General features: G+C 35.8%; 11 protein-coding genes. 10 read left to right on the forward strand and 1 reads right to left on the reverse strand.

Going from position 1 to position 14,587, the window contains the following annotated elements:
• Nucleotides 1–13: 13 nt before the first annotated feature.
• Nucleotides 14–1,438, forward strand: a complete 1,425-nt coding sequence (locus CLV90_RS13095; RefSeq protein WP_133687911.1) for a pyridoxal phosphate-dependent decarboxylase family protein — start codon at nt 14–16, stop codon at nt 1,436–1,438.
• Here CLV90_RS13095 and CLV90_RS13100 read toward each other — a convergent pair whose 3' ends face one another.
• The gene (locus CLV90_RS13100) at nt 1,439–3,241 is read right to left on the reverse strand and encodes a glycoside hydrolase family 15 protein (RefSeq protein ID WP_133687912.1); all 1,803 of its coding nucleotides are present in this window, start codon (nt 3,239–3,241) and stop codon (nt 1,439–1,441) included.
• Between the two features lie 103 nt (nt 3,242–3,344).
• Between CLV90_RS13100 and CLV90_RS13105 the strand changes: the two genes are divergently transcribed.
• The 9 genes from CLV90_RS13105 (at nt 3,345) to CLV90_RS13145 (ending at nt 14,581) form a co-directional block, all read left to right on the forward strand.
• The gene (locus CLV90_RS13105; protein ID WP_133687913.1) at nt 3,345–5,558 is read left to right on the forward strand and encodes a bifunctional alpha,alpha-trehalose-phosphate synthase (UDP-forming)/trehalose-phosphatase; all 2,214 of its coding nucleotides are present in this window, start codon (nt 3,345–3,347) and stop codon (nt 5,556–5,558) included.
• 22 nt (nt 5,559–5,580) lie between these two features.
• Nucleotides 5,581–7,104 (forward strand): steroid delta-isomerase, encoded by a 1,524-nt coding sequence (locus tag CLV90_RS13110; RefSeq protein ID WP_133687914.1) that lies wholly within the window; start codon nt 5,581–5,583, stop codon nt 7,102–7,104.
• Nucleotides 7,105–7,108: 4 nt separating this feature from the next.
• Complete coding sequence (locus CLV90_RS13115) at nt 7,109–8,272, forward strand: MFS transporter (protein WP_133687915.1); 1,164 nt, start codon at nt 7,109–7,111, stop codon at nt 8,270–8,272.
• Between the two features lie 155 nt (nt 8,273–8,427).
• Nucleotides 8,428–9,759, forward strand: coding sequence for a M28 family peptidase (locus tag CLV90_RS13120; RefSeq protein WP_133687916.1), 1,332 nt, complete (start codon nt 8,428–8,430; stop codon nt 9,757–9,759).
• An 18-nt stretch (nt 9,760–9,777) separates the two neighbouring features.
• On the forward strand, nt 9,778–11,385 hold the full coding sequence (locus tag CLV90_RS13125) for a M1 family metallopeptidase (RefSeq protein ID WP_133687917.1): 1,608 nt from the start codon (nt 9,778–9,780) through the stop codon (nt 11,383–11,385).
• A gap of 106 nt (nt 11,386–11,491) precedes the next feature.
• Entirely contained in the window at nt 11,492–12,607 is a 1,116-nt protein-coding gene (locus CLV90_RS13130; protein ID WP_133687918.1) for a DUF2914 domain-containing protein, read from the forward strand.
• A gap of 148 nt (nt 12,608–12,755) precedes the next feature.
• A complete protein-coding gene (locus CLV90_RS13135; RefSeq protein ID WP_166638580.1) occupies nt 12,756–13,361 on the forward strand; it encodes a YkgJ family cysteine cluster protein in 606 nt (201 codons plus the stop codon).
• 106 nt (nt 13,362–13,467) lie between these two features.
• Nucleotides 13,468–14,112 (forward strand): alpha/beta hydrolase, encoded by a 645-nt coding sequence (locus CLV90_RS13140; RefSeq protein ID WP_133687920.1) that lies wholly within the window; start codon nt 13,468–13,470, stop codon nt 14,110–14,112.
• Between the two features lies 1 nt (nt 14,113).
• Nucleotides 14,114–14,581: a GAF domain-containing protein gene (locus CLV90_RS13145; protein WP_133687921.1), complete on the forward strand. Its 468-nt coding sequence runs from the start codon at nt 14,114–14,116 to the stop codon at nt 14,579–14,581.
• Nucleotides 14,582–14,587 lie beyond the last annotated feature (6 nt).

The raw sequence follows: 14,587 nt of genomic DNA on the forward strand, positions 1-14,587 counted from the left end.
CTACTTTTAAACCATGCATAAAAAATTACTTGAACAGGTTTATAATACTTCCGAATTTAATTCGAATGGTCATATTCTTATCGACCAATTGACTTCTCACTTAGAAGATAAACTAAATGCTTCTTCTCTTAATACAATCAACTGGAACGAACCTGAAAAGGAACTAGAATTCTGGAAGAATTTTTTAACTGATGGTATTGAAACAGACCTTTTTCCAGAAATAATAAAACGTACCACTTACGTACACCACCCTAGGTATATGGGACATCAAGTGAGTCCGCCAGCTCCAATTACTGCACTCACTGGTCTAATTAGTTCCTTATTAAATAATGGCACTGCGGTATACGAGATGGGCATGTCTTCTAATGCTATTGAACGCATTATTATAGAATTGCTTTGTAAGAAAACTGGTTTCGATGACACGTCTGGGGGATTCTTAACTTCAGGCGGAACTTTAGCAAATTTAACTGCGTTATTAAGTGCACGAAAAGCAATTACTAAAAGGGATATTTGGAACGAGGGCAACCAAAACCAATTAGGAATTATGGTAAGCGAAGAAGCGCATTATTGTGTTGATCGTGCCGCAAGAATTATGGGATTGGGTGATCAAGGAATTAATAAAGTTCCTGTAACCAAAGATTTTAGAATGGATACTGAGTTAATGGTGTCAAAATTTAAAGAAGCACAAGAAAAGGGAATTGAAATATTCGCTATTGTTGGTAGCGCTCCTTCTACTGCTACCGGCATTTTTGACAATTTAGAAGTGATTGGTGAGTTTGCTAAAAAACAAAACATTTGGTTTCATGTTGATGGCGCACATGGCGGAGCGGGAATTTTCTCCAAAAAATACAAGCACACCCTAAAAGGCATTGAATTGGCAGATTCTGTTGTTATCGACGGACATAAGATGATGTTAATGCCAGCACTAACCACTGCCCTACTCTATAAAGATGTTAAAAATGCTAACGCCACTTTTAGCCAGAAAGCAGATTACCTACTTACAGAATCTGAGCATGAAGATTGGTATAACTCTGGTAAACGCACGTTTGAATGCACCAAAAATATGATGGCTATTCATTGGTTCACGCTACTAAAATTATACGGAGAAGAAGTTTTTGATGCCAATGTTACCGAACTATATGATTTGGGTGCTCACTTTGCTCAGCTTATTCAAGAAGAGCCCAATTTTGAACTTGCGCTACAGCCAATGTCCAATATTGTTTGTTTTAGGTATTGCCCTACTGATATGGATAAAGAACATATAAATGCTCTTAATGTAAAAATTCGCCAATCTCTTTTAGAAGATGGCGAATTTTATATTGTACAAACGAAATTAAAAGGTACGCATTATATGCGTATTACGGTTATGAATCCGTTTACCACAGCGCTTCATTTTAAAGCCTTAATACAAAAAATTAAGTCTGTTGCTATTCGCTAATTATTCTCTTAAAGATTCAAGCATTTGATCTTCACTTTCCTTTTTAGAGAAGTTGATTGCACACTCAATTAACGCTAAATGTGAGTAGGCTTGTGGGAAGTTTCCTAATAATCTTTTCGTCTTAAAATCAATATCTTCACTAAAGAGACCTAAATGATTACTATAACTCAACAATCGCTCAAAATACTCCAACGCTTTTTTGCGTTCTCCTATTTTAAATAAGCTATTTATATACCAGAATGTACATACTGTAAATGATGATGATGGCAAACCAAAGTCATCTTCATTTTTATAACGATAAAGTAATCCGTCATTATTCAACTCCTTCCCTATGGCATGTACTGTACTTATATATCGTTCATCTTTTGCGTCCACACATCCGTAAGATTCCATTAACAATACTGATGCATCTAATTCTTTAGATCCGTAAGACTGCGTGTATGCGCCTACTTCTTCGTTCCAAGCATTGTCATATATATCTTTCCATATTTCTTCTCTAATTGGCTCCCACTTCTCAATTTTATGCTTTTTACCAAGCATTTCCGCCACTTTTATAGCACGATCTAAGGCTGTCCAGCATAATACTTTTGAAAATGTAAAATGTCTGTCTTCTGTTCTGAACTCCCAAATACCTTTATCGGCATCCTTCCAATTGTTACCTACTATCCAAACGATTCCTTTGGTTATCGCCCATAAGTCTTCACCATTATCGATGTCGACACTGAATTTTACCATTTGCTCGTATATCACATCCATCAGAATACCATAAATATCATTTTGTTTTTGATGGTATGCTGCATTGCCGATACGTACCGGTTTAGAGCCCTTATAACCTGATAAATGTTCGAGTGTTTCTTCTGTAAGTTTTTTCTCTTTGTTGATACCATACATAATCTGAAGCTTTTCTGCCTTGTCGGGTATCAAATCTATAATGAATTGTAGATAGCGTCTTGCAACATTTTTATGTCCTAATTCAGATACTACTTTAATTACCATCGACGCATCGCGGATCCAACAAAAACGGTAATCCCAATTACGTACCTCGCCTATTGTCTCAGGTAAAGATGTGGTCGCTGCAGCTAAAACTGCACCTGTTTTATCATAACTTAATAGCTTCAATGTTAATGCACTTCTAGAAATTTCTTCGTTGAATTTCTTATAGGTAGGTGTCAAATTTGACCAATTTAACCAATACACTTTTGTATTCTGTAAATCTAGATAAGCCCTTTCTGTAGTAGGCAACAACAACTTTTCATTGTAACCCATCAACATATACTCATCATGGGTGAGCGTAACTTTTACATTGTTAACTATAGATTCTTTATCAAGTGAGGTGTATAAGAATACGGTATCGAATTTAACATCATGCGTAAGACTGGCGATAAAATCTTTTTTAATAAAAGTTTCTGTCGTGCCCATCGCATACTCTAGCTTTGGATCATAGAGCACCGAAAAACTTGGTTTTCCTGAAATATATTTGAAATAGCGTATCAATTCTGGTGGAGAATGATATGCATTCCCCTCTTTACGGTACCTTGGCATAAAATCATGTATCTCAAAATGGTCATTACCAGATTTAAAAGAAGTGATTAATATATTAGTATACTGTTGATATTTTTGGGTGATTGTGTAGCTATCATCCACATGTATTTCAAAACTACCGCCAATTTCTTCGTCTAATAGTTTAGCGAAAACTGACGGACTATCGAATTCTGGCAAACAACACCAGTCGATACTTCCTGTCTTTGAGATTAATGCTGCACTTCTGCAATTTCCTATTATTCCGTAGTCTAAATTATCCATTCAATAAAAATGTTGATTCATATGAGGTTTCAATTGGTATTGCCCTCCTTTTTCCCGAAATTTAGAGAAATAATTATCAAGAAGTAGTAAAAAAATCTCTTTTATGGCTAAAACTATCATTATCTCAAATAGACTACCTGTACAATTACAAATTAGCAATGGGGGCATTACTGCAGTGCCAAGTGTTGGCGGTTTGGCTACCGGAATGAAATCAGTGCACTCTGGTGGAGATAGCCTTTGGATCGGTTGGAGCGGACTTACAGATGAAGAAATACCTGAAGAATTGATTCCTGAAATCGATAGCGCACTAGCTAAACATGGTTCTTCTAAAGTTAACCTTACCGAAAAAGAAGTAGATGGTTTTTATTACGGATTTAGTAACAGAACCATATGGCCATTATTCCATTACTTTTTAGAGTATTCTGAATTTGAGCTAGAAAGTTGGGAGGTTTACAAAGCTGTTAATCAAAAATTCGCCGATGCTATTCTCGAAAAAGCAGATAATGATGATACAATCTGGATTCATGACTATCAACTGATGTTGGTACCTCAAATGGTTCGTGCCCAAAGACCAGATATTTCTATCGGGTTCTTTTTACACATACCTTTTCCTTCTTACGAAATATTTAGAACGCTGCCCTGGCGTAAAGAGGTGCTACAGGGCTTACTAGGGTCAGATTTAATCGGTTTTCATACGTATGACTATGAACGTCACTTTTTAAGCTCTGTACGCAGGTTACTAGGTCTAGAGGTGAGTTTCAATGATATCTACTTAGATGATAGGGTAATTAATGTTGATTCCTTCCCAATGGGAATCGATTATAAAAAATTCAGCGAAGCTGCCAAAGAACATTCTCAACGTAGCGAAAATGAGAAGTCCGAACTACAAAAACGTTTGGATACTCATAAGAAATCAGCACCTGACGCTAAATTCTTTCTGTCTATCGACCGCTTAGATTATACAAAAGGTATTGCGAAGCGATTAAAGGCGTTTGAATATTTCTTAAATAAATATCCGCAATATAAAGAGAAAGTTCGGCTAATTATTCTAGCCGTTCCCTCTCGTTCCAATGTACCGCAGTATCAATTACTAAAACGAGAGATAGATGAATTGGTCGGTAGAATTAACGGAGAGCTTTCAACGGTAAGTTGGACACCGATTTGGTATTTCTATAGATCAATGCCTTTTGAAAACTTAATTGATCTGTATACCTCTTCTGATATTGCTTGGTTGACACCTATTAGAGATGGTATGAATTTGGTCGCTAAAGAATACATAGCTACCAGAACCGATAAAACAGGAGTTTTAATATTGAGCGAAATGGCAGGTTCTGCCAATGAAATGAATGAATCGCTATTGATTAACCCAAACAATTTTGAACAAATTGCAGATGCTTTGAACGAGGCTATCAATATGCCTAAAGAAGAGCAGATTTCTAAAAACACTTTATTACAAAAACGACTGGAACGTTATAACGTAGAAAAATGGGCGAACGACTTCATGAATTCATTAGTGGGTCAAAAAGAGAAAGATCAAACCTACCGATCTAGAAAACTCTCTGTGGACATCATGAACACGGTTATGCATAAATATGCAATTGCTAAGCGAAGATTGGTGTTTTTAGATTATGACGGTACATTGGCAGGTTTTCACAATGATCCGCAAAAAGCTGCGCCAGACGAGGAATTATACAAGCTTCTTGATGAAATTTCATCGCAACCAAATACAGATATGTATTTGATCAGTGGTAGGGATAAAGAAACATTCACCAAATGGTTCTTACCTAAAAAATATAACATGATCGTTGAGCATGGTGTTTGGATCTCTCAAGGTGGTGAAGATTTTAGGATGCTAGAAACGGTGAAAAAAGACTGGATGGAGAAAATTTTACCGGTGTTAGAATCTTTTGTTGACCGAACACCTGGTAGTTTTATAGAAGAGAAAAATTACTCCCTTGCATGGCATTATAGAAAAACAGATCCAGACTTTGGTCAAAAGCGTTCTGTTGAATTGAATACAGTATTGACTAGTCTTATTGCCAATGACGACCTAAGTGTTTTAAATGGCAACAAGGTGATGGAAATTAAGAGTAGCAACGTTAATAAGGGTAGAGCCTCTATGCGTGTATATACTGAACATGAGTATGATTTTGTTTTTGCCATTGGTGATGATTGGACCGATGAATTTATGTTTCAAGAGCTTCCTGAAGATTCTATTACCGTAAAAGTAGGTCGCCAGAAAACACAAGCAAGGTATTTTGTTGATAACCCTAAAAATGTACGTGCAATTTTGAAGAGATTTGCCGACAAAAAATAACGTTACTCACATACTTTTCATAATGAAACAAATTCTCAAAATTGCATTTGTAAGTGTTATTTGTTGTCTAAACTCTTATGCTCAACAAGGTACAGAAGTATACCTGGCAAGTTTAAATTGGTCAAATGATTCTTTAAAAATTGGCACTCCAATAAATATTTCTGAAAACGAAGGCTATGATAATCAGCCTTCGTTTTTTTCTGATGATAAAATTCTATTTGCATCAACAAGAAATAATCAAACTGATATCGCTCTTTATAATGTAAACGATAAAACAACAACTTGGCTTTCTAATACCCCAAATGGCAGTGAATATTCTCCATTGAAAATTCCGGGTAGAGATGCTGTTTCTGCTGTTCGTTTAGACAAAGATGGTTTACAACGTTTATATGCGTATGATTTGAAAACGGGTGATTCAAAGGTATTATTACCAGATTTAAAAGTGGGTTATCATGTTTGGTTTTCTAGTGATATTATTGTTTGCACGGTTTTGATTGAAAATCGTATGGATTTGGTGGTGTATAACCTAAAAGAGAACACCCATTATACTGCACAGAAGAATGTAGGTCGATCGTTGCATAAAATTCCCGATACAGAGCTAATTAGTTTTATAGCAAAAGAAAGCGAGAATGCTACTATTTCATCGCTAAACCTGAAAACTAAAGAAACAAAGGTTATCACAAACCTTATAGGAGATAGCGAAGATGTTTGTTGGATGAACAATGGTCGATTGCTTACTGCCAATGAATCAAGAATCCTATCTTTTGACCCCAAAACGGATACAGAATGGAAGTTGGCATACCAAATCAATCATCCAGATGTCAACGGGGTGTCTAGATTAGCGATTAGTCCAAAAGGAAAATATCTAAGTTTTGTTTCTAAAGATTCTCAAAAAAAAATTATTGACAAGCAAGTAGAAGCTTTCAATGCACGAGATTTAAAAGCATTTGCCAATTGTTTTTCCAAAAATGTTCTAGTAAAAAACTACCCAAATGATATATTGTACTTTGGGCGGGAAATTTTAAAGGAAAAATATCAAAGCTTTTATGATGGTACACCAAATATTGATGTAAAAGTATCATCTAGAATACATTTAGGAAAGACCGTTATTGATCAAGAACAGATAACCATTGGCGATAAACAATTTCAACAAGTTGCGATTTATGAAGTTGACGGACTTATAGAAAGCATGACTTTCATAAAAGAAATACCTATAGATATTAATCCTGAAGTTCTTGTTCAGAAACAACTTGAAGGTATTAATGCTCAAGACGTAGATACTTTTTTAAATCAATATAGCAAAGACGTGAAAGTTTATGATACTTACGGTATAATACCTTCCGTGGGTATTGAAAATATGCGAAAGAATTATGAAGATTTATTCAGTATTAAAGCAAAATTTCATTGTGAAACGAAGAATAGAATTGTAATCGGAAATATAGTTATTGATGAGAATTTCATTTCCCTCGACGGAAATTTTTATTCTTCCATTGGTATTTATGAAATAGAAAATAACAAAATAGCCAAGGTTACCTTTTTACATTAATCTATTGAAACAAAAGCTACATATTCTCCCGATTATAATTCTATCACAGTTCGCCTGCACTTCTACATGGTTTGCAGGGAATGCGATATTAGAATCGCTAACCAAAAAGTTAGATTTTGGTGCGGACATTGTTAGCTATGTCATTTCTTCAGTGCAATTCGGATTCATCATCGGGACTCTTATATTCGGAGTTTTAATGATTGCAGATCGATTTTCTCCTTCAAGAGTATTTATGATTTGCGCCTTTCTAGCATCCCTTTCTAATCTAACATTGATCTATCCTGAATTGAACGTGGGTGGTATACTATTCGCAAGATTTAATACGGGTTTCTTTTTAGCCGGTATTTATCCCGTAGGAATGAAAATAGCGGCAGATTACTTCGAAAAAGGGCTCGGTAAAGCATTGGGGTTTTTAGTCGGAGCATTAGTTCTAGGTACTGCTTTTCCTTTTTTAATAAAAGGAAGTCCTTTAGCAAGTCATCCAGATAAGGTTATTATGTTAACCTCTGGTATTACGGCTTTGGGCGGACTATTACTTTTTTTACTTGTACCCAACGGACCGTATAGAGTGGCAAGTACTACTTTAAAATTTGATGTTGGTCCGAAGCTTTTTAAAAATTTTGAATTTAAGAAAGCTGCATTTGGGTATTTCGGGCACATGTGGGAACTCTACGCCTTTTGGGCTTTTACACCTATTGCCATTCAATATTTTGCCATTCAATCAGGTAGTGATATTTCGGTCTCTCTTTGGTCAGGAATCGTCATTGCCCTCGGCGGATTATCTTGTGCCTATGGCGGCATACTTTCGCAACGCATAGATAGTAAGAAGGTAGCATTGATAGCGTTAATAGCATCGGGATTTTTATGTTTAATTTCTCCACTTCTATTTTCACTTCCTATATATGTATTCTTGGCAGGTTGGTGTTTGTGGGGCATTGCAGTTACTGCAGATTCACCTCAATTCTCAAATTTGGTGGCATCGGCCGTGGCACCCGAATTAAAAGGTACGGCACTTACACTCGTAAATTGTATTGGTTTTGCCATTACTATTATTAGTATTCAACTTCTAGGATCACTTCAATCGATCATCCCTATTGATCTTTTGTTTATTCCTTTAGCTATTGGTCCGTTGTTTGGTGTTTACTATTTATTGATCAAAAGGCGATGATAAGTCCTGCTTAAAAAGAAATACCTTTTTTATCCTATTAAAACTATACTATATGCGCTTATACTTTTATAGATGAAATTATGCTCAACCCTATATTTTACTTAATTTTAGAAACCGATTACCCATACTAACACGACTCAACAAAAAATCTTGAAATGAAAAAATTATTACTACTTACATTATTAACCTCAGCCATTACGTTAACTGCACAAACCGACCAACGTATTTATGATATTATTGATGCAGTTTCTGCAGAACGAATAGAAAACGATGTTACTAAACTTGTCAATTTTGGTACTAGACATACCTTAAGCGATACCGTTTCAACTACCAGAGGTATTGGTGCAGCAAGACGTTGGATTAAAAGTGAATTCGAAAAAACCGCTGCTGAATGTAATGGGTGTTTAAATGTTTTCTTTCAAAAAGACTTAGTTAAAAAAGGTGCTAACGACCGTATTGTAAAAGATGTAGAAGTAGTTAATGTGCTTGCTATTCAAAAAGGGACAAAATACCCAAATCGCTATATTATTATGAGTGGCGATATCGATTCTCGTGTTAGTGATCCAACCAATTTTACCGATGATTCTCCAGGTGCAAATGACAACGCCAGCGGTATGGCGGGTACTATTGAAGCTGCGCGCGTATTATCAAAATATAAATTCGAGAATAGCATTATCTATATGGGGCTATCTGGTGAAGAGCAAGGTCTTTTCGGCGGTGGCGGTATTGCGCAATACGCAAAAGATAAAGGCTGGGAAATTATTGGTATTTTCAATAATGATATGATCGGTAATATTACTGGTGTCGATGGTACGGTAAGTAATGTAGATTTTAGAATTTTCTCTGAACCTGTACCACCGACCGAAACTGAAGCGCAGCGTAAAGCAAGACGTTTTTATGGCGGTGAAGTGGACGGAATTTCTAGACAACTAGCACGCTATGTTCATAAAAACGTGAAGCAATACATGCCAGAAATGAACCCAATGATGATTTATCGTTTAGATCGTTTTGGTCGTGGTGGTCACCACAGACCTTTTAACGATGCAGGTTTCCCGGGTATTCGTATTATGGAAGCTCACGAAAACTACACGCAACAACATCAAGATATTCGTGTTGAAGATGGTATTGCTTATGGCGATGTGCTAGAACATGTAAACTTTAAGTATGCCGCTAAATTAACGGCTGTAAATGCCATAAACTTAGCATCTATAGCATGGGCTCCACCTGCACCGAAAACAGTAAAAATAGGTGGTATTGTGGAACCTGCAGCTAAATTCCAATGGAGTAAGGTTAATGGTGCAAAGGGATATAAAATTTATTGGAGAGATACCACATCTCCCACGTGGGATAATAGTAGATATGTAGGTGATGTTTCTGAATTTGTTTTGGAAGGCATTGTTATCGACAACTTTTTCTTCGGAGTTTCTGCCGTTGGCGAAGACGGATTTGAAAGTCCGGTTGTTTTTCCTAACGGAATTTTCAGATAGGCTTAATCCGAATTAGACATGAACAAACTACTTATAGCTTTTACCCTTGGGATATTTACTTTTTCTCAAGCACAGACCTTTACGGAACAAGACACGCTTAGGGGCAGCATTACCCCTGAACGTGAATGGTGGGATTTGAATTACTATCATTTGGATATTGACGTTAATCCTGATGATAAGTTTATCAACGGAAGCAATACAATTCGCTACAAAGTGCTAAAACCGCATCAAGTACTACAGGTAGATTTGCAACCGCCATTGCAAATTGAAAAAGTGACCCAAGATGGAGTAGAACTTAATGTGACGCATAACATAAATGCTCATTTTATACAGTTAACAAAACCTCAGCAAGTAGGTGATTTTAATGAGGTTGTTGTTACCTATTCCGGTCACCCAAAAGAGGCGGTTAGAGCCCCTTGGGATGGCGGATTTTCATGGAAAAAAGATGCTAACGGCAAAGATTTCGTCGCTACTTCGTGCCAAGGTTTAGGCGCTAGTGTCTGGTGGCCTAACAAAGACCATATGTATGACGAGGTTGATAGTATGCTGATCAGCGTTAAAGCACCAAAAGGATTAATGAACGTCTCTAACGGTCGTCTTAGAAGTGTTGATAAGGAGACTAACACCTATAATTGGTTTGTTTCTAACCCCATCAATAATTATGGTGTTAATGTTAATATAGGAGATTATGTCCACTTCGATGAAATCTATCAGGGAGAAAAAGGTGTTCTTGATATGGATTATTATGTTTTAAAAGATAATCTAGAGAAAGCAAAAGAACATTTTAAAGATGCCCCAAAAATGATGCAAGCTTTTGAGCATTGGTTCGGCCCCTACCCTTTTTATGAGGACTCTTTTAAACTGGTTGAAGTGCCTTATTTAGGTATGGAACATCAAAGTTCTGTTACGTATGGTAATCAATACCAAAAAGGATATTTAGGTAGAGATTTATCAGATACCGGTTGGGGATTAAAATTCGATTTCATTATTATTCATGAAGCCGGGCACGAATGGTTTGCCAATAATATCACTTATAAAGATGCCGCAGACATGTGGATCCACGAAGGATTCACTTGCTACTCTGAAAGTCTATTTTTAGACTATCATTATGGTACCGAGGCGGCAAATGCCTACGTTCAGGGCATTCGAAATAATATTAGAAATGACAAACCCATTATCGGCATCTACAATGTAAATCATGAAGGTAGTGGCGATATGTATTATAAAGGTTCTAATATTCTTCATACACTGCGACAGGTGTTAAATGATGATAGAAAATGGAGAACTATTCTGCGCGGACTTAATTCAGAATTCTATCACAAAACAGTAACTACTGACGAAATTGAAAAAGTCATCGGTATAGAGATGAAGCGTAATTTAAAACCTTTTTTCGACCAATATTTACGAACGACCAAGATTCCGGTTTTCGAGTATAAGGTGAAAGGTAAAAAGCTATCCTATCGTTTTACAAATACTGTTGAGAAGTTCACCCTTCCTATAAAAGTATTTATAGATGAAATTCCTGTTTGGCTAGAACCAAGTAATGAATGGCAATCAGAAAAAATGAAAGGCAGCTTTAAAACCTTACGTGTAGACCCAAATTTCTATATTGAAACTAACCCTTAAAGTCCACTTTACATAATATTCATTTTTAGCGTTCATCATAAATGATATCAGGTCAATTTCCTTTTTTAATTAAAGTAATTTTGCCGTTACTATTTGTTAGGTACCCATGAAAAAAACGCTTGCTATATATAGAAATAGTGCCTTTAGAGGTTTTATTCAAAGGCATTCTAAATATGCACCGATACTGTTCTTTATTGGTGGTTTCATTTTTGACACCTTAACTTTAGGTCGTATTGACCGTACGTATGACCTTACGGTATTATGTCTGCATATGACATCATTATCCATCACATTATACCTTTATAATTTAGCGGATGATGGCAAATGGAAAAATACCTTTTTAGCACGGTATGAAGAATATTTGCCTTTAGCGATTCAGTTCTTTTTTGGGGGATTATCTAATGCCTATGTAATTTACTTCTCCAGAAGTGTGTCCTTATCAAAAACCGCATCGTTCTTTATAATTCTTGTGCTATTGCTGATTGCCAACGAATTTCTTAAAAAACGAATTTCAAATAAATACCTGCAATTTGGGGTGTACTACTTTATAAGTTTTACCTTTTTCACCTTTATGATTCCTGTTTTCCTGAAGGAATTAAATACCACCATATTCTTAATCTCTGGCGCAGCTAGTTTAGTTAGTACCCTAGTTCTACTCACATTTATCTATAGTAAAAGTCCGAGTACACGTAAAGAGATTCAACTGGGCAAAATGATTGCCATTATATTGGCTATATACGGTATTATAAATGTATTCTACTTCTTAAGATTAATACCACCGGTACCCATAGCTTTAGATAAAGGTATTGTGGCTCATGATATCGTTTTAAAAAATGGCAAATACGAAGTCACCTACGAATCTGAAGAGTCGCATATATTTTGGCGTAAGCACAAATTAGACTTTAGCTACGTTCCTGATCAAAAGATCTACATATTTTCTTCAATCTTTGCTCCAACTGATTTAAAAAAATCGATTTTTCATCGATGGAGAAGATTCAATGATGACACAAAAGAATGGGTAACCGTAGAGGATATTGGTTATGATATTAAGGGTGGTAGAGATGGCGGCTTTAGAGGTTACACCTATAAGACCAACGTGACGCCAGGTGAATGGGAAGTACAGGTTCTTACTGAAGAAGAACAGCTTCTTGGGGTTATCGGGTTTCATATTAATCTTAGAAAAGACGGCGAAGCCCCTAAACTAAAAACAACTAAATTTTAAATTAACTCCATTATTCAAACATAACATTTTAAAATTCAGTTAATTACATTATTCTAATCTACTACAAAATGCATGTAATTATTTAATTTACATGAATTGTTTACCGCATTAAAACATAGATTACCTTCGCGCAACTTTAAATAAATATGTGTCAATATACCTAAAAGTCAAAGCGGTAGAGCGTCTTTTCTACCAATTAGATAAGGAGTTAGGCTCCTTTCAACAATCTACAGGACTTGCATGTGTAGCCAATTGCGGATTCTGTTGTCTAAAACCCGACATTAACGCTACTTCGTTAGAGTTTTTACCCCTAGCATACCACCTTTTAAAAAATGGAGAAGCCGAGGAATGGTTAGAACAATTGCGAAATGATGGCGACAATAAACTTTGCCCTGTTTTAAATAGAATTATTGCTCCAGGTTCAAAAGGCTTTTGCTCTGATTATGCTCACCGCGGGCTCATTTGCAGACTGTTTGGATTTTCAGCCATGTTACATAAAAATCACATACCTTCATTGGTTACTTGTAAACCTATAAAAGAACAAAAGCCAGAGGCCGTTGCTAAAGCTAATGCACATATTGCTACAAAAAGCAACTATCCTTTAATTAGTAACTATTATACTCAGTTACGCACAATAGATAACTCTTTGGGGATAGAATTATTTCCTATAAGAATAGCCATAGAAAAAGCTATTCTTGCAGTATTAGGATATTACGCATACCGTAAACCACCAAAATATACTAAAGTTGCTTAATACATCTATCTTCAAAAAAAGATAAAAACGTACCTTTATACATACATTAATAACGACTATTTTATTGCTTTGAATCGTGGCAATGTATCATTATAAATAACCTATTTTGAAAGTATACGGAGTAAGTGGTTTAGGCGCTGATAAAAGGGTCTTTGAGCATTTAACCTTAGATGTTGAGATAATACCCATTGTTTGGATAATACCTAATAGAAATGAATCTATTAAAAGTTATTCTGAAAGGCTTAGCTCAGTTATAGACACCTCGAAGGAATTTGCCCTGATTGGTGTAAGCTTTGGTGGGTTAATAGCCACTGAAATCAATCAAATACTTCATCCGAATAAAGTAATTCTTATTTCTTCCGCACAAACAAAACGAGAATTAAGACCCATCTATAAATGGATTGGTAAATCTAGGATTTTGAAGCTTATACCTGCTTCTCTATTCAATCCGCCCAGGTTTCTTGCGAGGTATATCATCGGAGCTAAAAACGCTAAACTGTTTTATGAGATATTAGATGATACCGATTTAAACTTTGTGAAATGGGCGTTACAAGAATTTACAACATGGCAGAATCTAAAAGAATCTGTAAACGTAGTTAAGATAAACGGCACAAATGATAAATTAATTCCGCCCCGAGGTACTACTGCCATGAAGCTTATTGAAGGCGGAGAACACTTTATGATTATAGATAGAGCAGATGAAATCAGCGAAATCATTAATTTTGAATTGAAAAATCCTAAGAAAAAATAAAATGACCATCTCTAAAAAAATTATAGCAGCCATACATACTGAATTATCAAAGGACACACCAAACTGGGATACTCTATTGAAAATAATTTTAGAACATTTTGAATGTTCTACAGGTACTTTACATTTTTTAGATAAAGACTTTTTATTACAGCTTCAATCGCAAGTAGGTATTCCTGAGTTTTTGATTCCGAAGTTGTCCACTATTCCTATTGGAAAAGGTATGGCCGGTATTGCTGCAGAGCGTAAAAAACCTGTTGAACTGTGTAATCTACAGACTGATGATTCGGGAGTAGCTAGACCATCGGCAAAAGATACTAAAGTAAAAGGTTCATTAGCTGCACCATTGATGCACAACGAAAAGCTTTTTGGAACTATTGGTATCGCTAAACCAGTACCATACGATTTTACGGAAGCTGAGATAAATTTACTTATGGAAATTGGTGAATTGATAAGCAAAAAATTGAATTAAGTAATC

It is taken from the genome of Maribacter spongiicola, from assembly GCF_004364165.1.
GTDB classification, from domain to species: Bacteria; Bacteroidota; Bacteroidia; order Flavobacteriales; family Flavobacteriaceae; genus Maribacter; species Maribacter spongiicola.